6 protein-coding genes are annotated in these 6,000 nt (G+C 77.2%); 5 read left to right on the top strand and 1 reads right to left on the bottom strand.

Annotated features, from left to right (window positions below; genetic code table 11):
- Positions 1-240: 240 nt before the first annotated feature.
- The 3 genes from RKE29_RS11060 to RKE29_RS11070 all read left to right on the top strand — a co-directional run bounded on the left by RKE29_RS11060 (position 241) and on the right by RKE29_RS11070 (position 1,869).
- Positions 241-702, top strand: coding sequence for a hypothetical protein (locus RKE29_RS11060; RefSeq protein ID WP_312004977.1), 462 nt, complete (start codon positions 241-243; stop codon positions 700-702).
- A 268-nt stretch (positions 703-970) separates the two neighbouring features.
- Positions 971-1,381, top strand: a complete 411-nt coding sequence (locus tag RKE29_RS11065) for a hypothetical protein (protein WP_312004978.1) — start codon at positions 971-973, stop codon at positions 1,379-1,381.
- Positions 1,378-1,869 carry a hypothetical protein gene (locus RKE29_RS11070; RefSeq protein WP_312004979.1) on the top strand — a complete coding sequence of 164 codons (492 nt, stop codon included), beginning with the start codon at positions 1,378-1,380 and terminating at the stop codon, positions 1,867-1,869. Before RKE29_RS11065 ends, RKE29_RS11070 begins: the two co-directional genes overlap by 4 nt.
- Before the next feature lie 445 nt (positions 1,870-2,314).
- On the opposite strand, the gene RKE29_RS11075 is transcribed toward RKE29_RS11070, so the two are convergent.
- On the bottom strand, positions 2,315-3,421 hold the full coding sequence (locus RKE29_RS11075; RefSeq protein ID WP_312004980.1) for an HAD hydrolase-like protein: 1,107 nt from the start codon (positions 3,419-3,421) through the stop codon (positions 2,315-2,317).
- A gap of 104 nt (positions 3,422-3,525) precedes the next feature.
- Between RKE29_RS11075 and RKE29_RS11080 the strand changes: the two genes are divergently transcribed.
- Both RKE29_RS11080 and RKE29_RS11085 read left to right on the top strand, forming a co-directional pair.
- Positions 3,526-4,845, top strand: a complete 1,320-nt coding sequence (locus RKE29_RS11080; RefSeq protein WP_312004981.1) for a DUF1015 domain-containing protein — start codon at positions 3,526-3,528, stop codon at positions 4,843-4,845.
- Between the two features lie 280 nt (positions 4,846-5,125).
- Positions 5,126-6,000 (top strand): DUF692 domain-containing protein (locus RKE29_RS11085; RefSeq protein WP_312004982.1); only part of this gene is annotated, 875 nt, incomplete at its 3' end.

Below are 6,000 nucleotides of genomic sequence, written 5' to 3' on the forward strand. Positions count from 1 at the left end.
CGGTGGACTATGCAAGTGGACGCAGAGCCACCGGGTGACTACCCAAGGGGGTCGAATGGCTGTCGGGTTAGCTGCACAAGCACCTCTCCGCCTGCCGCGCGACGTTGGGCCGCGAGAGGCCACGAACGTCAGCGAGGGGCGAGAACTCTACCTTCACGGACCGGCACGGAACCGCGCGCCGGACCGCACTGCCAGTCAGCGGAAGCGATCGGACTCTCATCGCGCCGAAGGAGCATCAGCATGCTGAACAAGGTCGTCCGCATGCTCGGATCGCTGCGGCAGGTGTTCGCCCATCGACAGCACGGGCGGCACCGAGCGGTATCCCAGGGGGCGCGTGCGCTCTCCCACCCGAGGGCGAACTCGGTGCCCGAGACGGCGGTTATCGCCAAGGACCCGCCGACGCTGCGGTTGCCCCGGGTGCCTGCCGAGCCGGTCTCCGATCCGGCGGATGAGGTGTTCTGGCCGGTGGACGTGCCGTTGGTGCGGCCGTTCGTGCTCGCGTACGAGCGGAAGCTGGCCGAGCGCGAGCGGGAGTTGACCGCGCGTCGGCGGGCCAGTCGGGCGGAGCGGCGGGTGCGGAGGCGTCGGCGGTGGGCGGCCTCGCTGGCCGCGTACGGGATCGACGTCGGGCCGCGCCGGATCCACGGCGTGGAGGTCGCTCGGGCGGGGGCCGTGCCGGGGGGTGGCTGGGCGTGGCGGTGATGACGATCCGGGTGTACCGGCTGGACCCGGTCACCGGTGAGCAGGCGGAGGTCAGTTCGTGCTCCGTGCGGGGTGAGCCGGATCGTTCGTTCGCTCCGGTGTCGTGTGAGTGGCCTCAGTGCGAGTGCCCCCGGTGCCAGGCCAAGGCCACCGACCCGGAGGCGGACCGGTGAGCGGGCTGGTGCGACTGCCGTGGTCCACGGTCGACGGTACGCCTTGCTACACCGTTCCTCTCCCGGACGGCCACGACCCCGGGCCCGTGGGGGTGTTGGCGGATGCGTGGGAGGACGCGCAGGTACTGGCAGCGCGCAACGCGCTCGGCGCGGCCCGGGTGTGGCTGGCCTCGGGGGTCCGCGTCGACGGCGGACGGCTGCGCGCGGGGGCGGTCCGGCTGGTGTGGACGCTGGTCCACGTGGTGCGAGTCGCCGAGATGCGCGGCAAGCGCCTGGAACGGCCCGACCCCGGCGAGGCGGCGCGCGTGGAGATGGCCCGCGTGCTGCTCGGGCACACCGAGGACCTGATCATCACGGGCAACGCCGAAGCCTTCCAGATGCGGTACGTGCTGGCCCGGCTGGTGGAGTGCCTGACCGCCATGGTCGAGATCGCCGAGGCCCGGGGCGCGCTGCTCGCCACCCCCGACGACGGCAGGTTGCGGTGCGGGAAGGGGGCGTGCGGGTGACCGGCATCCCGGGCCTGCCCCCGGCCCGTTCCGCAGGCGGGGCGTGGCTGTCGGCGCAGTGCGTGGCGGCCGTCCGGCCCGGCGGGGTGGTCGAGGCGCACGCCCTGTGCCACGGCGGCCGCTGCGCCTGCCGCTGCCACCGCAAGGTCGCCGTCAGCCTCGGCCTGCTGGTCGGCGGGCCCGTACAGCCGACCAACGACGACCCGACCGGCCCGCTCCAGCCCGTACCGGCTCCCCTGGAGGCCGGGCAGCCGGGCCGGGACCGGCGGCGCCACCCGCCCGTCACCCCCGCCGAAGCCACGGCGGAGATGCTGGAAGCCGGGTACGAGCCCATCGAGTCCTACCCGGGACGCGCGTCGGTCGCCTGGTCATGCCGGTGCACGACCTGCGGCGCGGCGCGGCGGGTGAAGCTGTCGGAGGCCCGCGCGGGGCAGCGCTGCCACCACGTCCGGAACGTACCTCTCCTGCCGCCGCCCTCGGGCCCCTGAGACGGGGGCGGGCGTGACCGGCCACCATCCGGCGAACCCCCGCGCCGGGCATGGCCAAGGCCAGCTCGCCCGCCCCTCGGCCCGGCCCGCCCGTACCCGTACGGCGCGGGCCGGGCCACCCCGACAGCCGGACCGGCCAAGGGGCCTACTCCCCGAGGTGCGTCGGCANCGACAGCCGGACCGGCCAAGGGGCCTACTCCCCGAGGTGCGTCGGCAGACGGCGGGCTCCACCGGCAGAGCAGTTCGTCGACCGGGCCGGGCTCGGCCCTGCTCGTCGCCGGACTCACCGCTCGCGGCGTCACCGACCGACGTCCACTCCGCCGCCCGGGGCGGCCCCGGCCCCGGACAGCGCCACGCGGCCCGCCGCCCCGGTCGGCACCGGGCCGTAGGTCCCTGGCCCGGCAGGAGATCTACGGCCGGTAGGGCACGGCCGACCTCCCCCGTCTCACAGCCCCAGCCGCGCCAGCGCCTTGTCCGCCTCCGCCGTGCCCGCCTGGTCTCCCGCGTGCGTCCACGCCGCCGCGCACAGCGCGCGCAGCCCGTCCAGCGGGTCCGCGCCCTCGCCGTCCAGGGCCAGCACCCCGCCGCCCGTGACGGACGCGCTCCAGCCGCCGCACGCGAAGCGGCCGCCGTCGTCCGTCACCTCCGGGTGGGCGGCGAGCAGGCCGCGCAGGTCGGCGGCGACGTAGGCGGGCCGGTGCCGGGGCTCGGCGGCCAGCAGGGCGGTGGGGGTGGTCACGCCGGTCAGGACCAGCAGGGCGGCCACGCCGCCCGCGTGGGCGCCCTCGATGTCGGTGTCCAAGCGGTCGCCGACGACCAGCGGGCGGCGCGCGCCGGTGCGCAGGATCGTCTCGCGGTGCATCGGCGGCAGCGGCTTGCCCGCGACCCGCGGGGACGTGCCGGTGGCGATGCGGACCACCTCGACGGCCGCGCCGTTGCCCGGCGCGACGCCGCGGCCGGTGGGGATGGTCAGGTCGGTGTTGGAGGCGAACCACGGCACGCCGCGCGCCACCGCGTACGCGGCCTCCGCCAGCCGCCCCCAGGGCAGCTCCGGGCCGCCGTAGCCCTGGACGACGGCGGCCGGGTCGTCGTCGGCCGACTCCACCGGCACCAGGCCGCGCTCGCGCAGCGCCACCCGCAGCCCCTCGCCGCCGACCACCAGCACGCGCGAGCCGGCCGGGACCTCGCCGGCGATCAGCCGGGCCACCGCCTGGGCCGAGGTGATCACGTCGGCGGGCGCGGCGGGCACGCCCAGGCGGGTGAGGTGCTCGGCGACCGCCTCGGGGGTGCGCAGGGCGTTGTTCGTCACGTAGGCGAGGTGCATGCCGCCGTCCCGGGCCGCGCCCAGCGTCTCGGGGGCGTGCGCGATGGCCTCGCCGCCCGCGTACACCACGCCGTCCAGGTCCAGCAGCGCCGTGTCGTACACCTCGGTCAGCGGCTCGCCGCTGGCGTCGGGCCGGGTCCGTACGGCCGGGGCGGCCGGATCGTCCGTACGCGCGGGCGGTCCGGAGGCGCTGCCGGGGTGCCGGTCGGGCTGGGCGGGCCGGTTCATGGGCGCTCTCCTCGGGCTCGGTCGGTGGTGGCCGCGGGTCGGCCACGCACATTGTGCTGGTCGCGGGCGGCGGCACTGCTCCGCGCCCGGCATAGGATTCCCTGGTGGAGACCTCGGAACCGGTCGGAGGAGGTCTCCAGCTCCTGCCCTTCCGGGGGCTGCGCTATGTCGCCGAGCGGGTCGGCAGCCTCGCCGCCGTCACCTCCCCGCCCTACGACGTCGTCGTACGGCCCGAAGGCCAGCGGGAGCTGGAGACGGCGGACCCGTACAACATCGTCCGCCTCATCCTCCCGCGCGCCGGCGCCCCCGCCGACCCCCCGGCCGCCCGGCATCGGCACGCCGCCGAGACGCTGCGCCGCTGGCAGGACGAGGGCGTGCTCGCCGCCGACCCGGAGCCCGGCCTGTACGTGTACGAGCAGCGCGACGCCTTCGGCGGCCTCCAGCGCGGGCTGATCGGCGCCCTGCGGCTGACGGCGCAGGAGGAGGGGGCCGTGCTGCCGCACGAGGACGTCATGCCGGATGTGGTCGCCGAGCGGGCCGCGCTCATGCGCGCCACCGGAACCCAGCTCGAACCCCTCCTCCTCGCCTACCGCGGCGACACTTCCGGCGACGCCGCCCCGCGCGGGGCGGCGGCCGTCGTCGAGCGGGCGGCGGCCGGGCCCGCGCTGGCCTCCACGTCCGACGGCGACGGCACCGGGCACCGGCTGTGGCAGGTCACGGACCCGGCCGCGCTGGCCGAGGTGGCCGCCGACCTCACCGGGCGCCGGGCGCTCATCGCCGACGGCCACCACCGCTGGGCCACCTACCGGCTGCTGAGCGCCGAGCGCGGCGGGCCGGGGCCGTGGGACCGCGGCCTGGTGCTGCTGGTGGACTCCGCCCGCTACCCGCTGCGGGTGCGGGCCATCCACCGGCTGCTGCGACGGCTGCCGCCCGGGAAGGCGCTCGCCGCGGTGGACGGCGCCTTCCGGGTGCGTCCGGTGGCCGGCCCGCTGCCGCGCGCCCTGGACGCGCTCGCCGCGGCGGGCGGTGCGGCGGGCGACGGTCCGGGGAACGCTTTCCTGCTGGCCGGAGAGGGCCGCTTTCACCTGCTGGACCGCCCGGACCCCGACCTGCTGGCCCGCGCGGTCCCCGCCGACCGCCCGGCGGCCTGGCGGGCCCTGGACACGGCGGTCCTGCACCACCTGCTGCTCGGCCGCGTCTGGCGGCTTCCGGACGGGCCGGAGGACGTCGGCTACCTGCACGACGCGGCGGCGGCCGTCGCCCAGGCGGAGCGGGGCGGTGGCACGGCCGTGCTGATGCGCCCGGTGCGCGAGGAGGTCGTGCGGGAGCTGGCCGGGCAGGGTGTCGCCATGCCGCACAAGTCGACGTCCTTCGGGCCGAAACCCGCCTCGGGCCTGGTGCTGCGCAGCCTGGCGCTGGGCTGAGCCGGAGGCGACCGGTCCGGCGGAACGACCGGCGAGGCGACCGGGGGGCGACCGGCCGGCCGGAAGGTCACCGGAAATTCCCGTACCGGAACGGAACCCGCCGGTATGCGTTTCCGTTTACCAGGGTGAGGTCCCGCGACGTCCCCCCGATCGCGGGACCTCACCAAGCTCAGATCAACCTCTGAACCGGCCCCGCGAGGATTGGCCCCGCCCCGGGGCGGCCATGCCTCCCTGGACCCGCGCACGCGGGACGCGAGGACCGCAGCACGGGGGGGCCGTGATGTACCTGGGGACCGGGATCGGCTGGCGGCCGGAGATCGCCGACGACATCGCGCGGCTGCCGGGCGTGGACTGGGTGGAGGTCGTGGCGGAGAACATCTGCCCCGGCCACCTGCCCGACGCGCTGCTGCGGCTGCGCGAGCGCGGGACGGCCGTCGTCCCGCACGGCGTCTCCCTCGGCCTCGGCGGCGCGGGGCGGCCCGACCCCGGGCGGCTGGCCGCCCTCGCCGAGCGGGCCGAGGCGCTGGGCGCGCCGCTGGTCTCCGAGCACGTCGCGTTCGTACGGGCCGGGGGGCCGCCGACCGGGTCGCCGCCGGTGGAGGCCGGCCACCTGCTGCCGGTGCCGCGCACCCGGGAGGCGCTGGCCGTGCTGTGCGAGAACGTGCGCGTCGCGCAGGACGCGCTGCCGGTGCCGCTGGCGCTGGAGAACATCGCGGCGCTGTTCGCCTGGCCCGGCGAGGAGCTGACCGAGGGCCGGTTCCTCACCGAGTTGGTCGAGCGCACCGGGGTGCGCCTGCTCGTCGACGTCGCGAACCTGCACACCAACCGCGTGAACCGCGGCGAGGACCCGGCCGCCACCCTGGACGCGCTCCCGGTGGACGCCATCGCGTACGTGCACGTGGCGGGCGGCGTGGCGCGCGACGGCGTCTGGCACGACACGCACGCCCACCCGGTGACGGGCCCGGTGCTCGACGTGCTGGCGGAGCTGTGCGCGCGGACCGTGCCGCCCGGCGTGCTGCTGGAGCGCGACGAGGACTTCCCGACCGGCGAGGAGCTGGCGCGGGAGCTGGACCTGATCCGGGCCGTGACGGGCCGGCCGTGCGTCCCGGCGGCGGGCGGGCCGCCGGCCGCGGGCTCCGGCGGCGGCCGGGCCCC

The organism is Streptomyces sp. B1866 (assembly GCF_031932565.1).
GTDB lineage: Bacteria > Actinomycetota > Actinomycetes > Streptomycetales > Streptomycetaceae > Streptomyces.

Bases quoted from the DNA above. Each gene is read 5' to 3' on its own strand.
- RKE29_RS11060 (WP_312004977.1), top strand. From the start codon at position 241: ATGCTGAACAAGGTCGTCCGCATGCTCGGATCGCTGCGGCAGGTGTTC.
- RKE29_RS11075 (WP_312004980.1), bottom strand. From the start codon at position 3,421: ATGAACCGGCCCGCCCAGCCCGACCGGCACCCCGGCAGCGCCTCCGGA.